Origin of the sequence: Bathymodiolus azoricus thioautotrophic gill symbiont, from assembly GCF_001298715.1 — a bacterium.
GTDB lineage: Bacteria > Pseudomonadota > Gammaproteobacteria > PS1 > Pseudothioglobaceae > Thiodubiliella.
Map to the genome: position 1 here is coordinate 1 of NZ_CDSC02000002.1, position 693 is coordinate 693.

Genomic DNA, 693 nt, shown 5'->3' on the forward strand with positions numbered 1-693 from the left:
CAACATTCTAGCATTAGAAATGTGTTGAAGATAAACATTAAAAAATTGAGACTGCTGAAAATAAAAACCTACAAAACAACCAATAAGAGACTCCTACATTAACCCAATACAATTTATAAAACCCATAATCTATTGAGTTATTGAGTTATTTCCAAGGAAAGTAGTTGACTTATTAATGGCTTAGAAATAATTGCACTTAATGTGCGAATTCAAGACATATTTTTATTCATTCCTTTTTATTCAAAGATCAACGCCTATAACCTGAACTTCTGCTAGAGACAGATAGTTCTTGTCAAGCAACTGGATTCTGACATAGCGACCTTGCTTGCCTGGTGCGTCTAATTTAATGTTTGTTTTAGGATTAGGCGCAACATGGAAGTCTTGTTGATAGGTGTGGGTACTGAAGTCTGCCTTATCAGAAATACTAACTTGGTAGTTGCTTAGTCTATTTGCGCAGCAATCAATGCGGTTGTAGATAATGATTTCATTGATGTTTTTCTTACTGCCTAGATCAACTTGCCACCAAGCACCTTGTTCAATGTTGGTGTGAGTTGTGCTGCCATTTAAGAATTCGCCATCAGTGTTACCATCCACTGCATAGCCAGCAGCAACGGGAATGGAGTATGTATATGTGCTGGATTCTGTGGCAGGTTTTCCAAGCGCTAGATTGTAACCAGTGGCGTATGCACCCCC

1 protein-coding gene is annotated in these 693 nt (G+C 38.1%); it reads right to left on the reverse strand.

Annotated elements, in window-relative coordinates:
- Positions 1-240 precede the first annotated feature (240 nt).
- On the reverse strand, positions 241-693 hold a 453-nt coding region (locus tag BAZSYMA_RS00010), incomplete at its 5' end, for a galactose-binding domain-containing protein (RefSeq protein ID WP_195910014.1).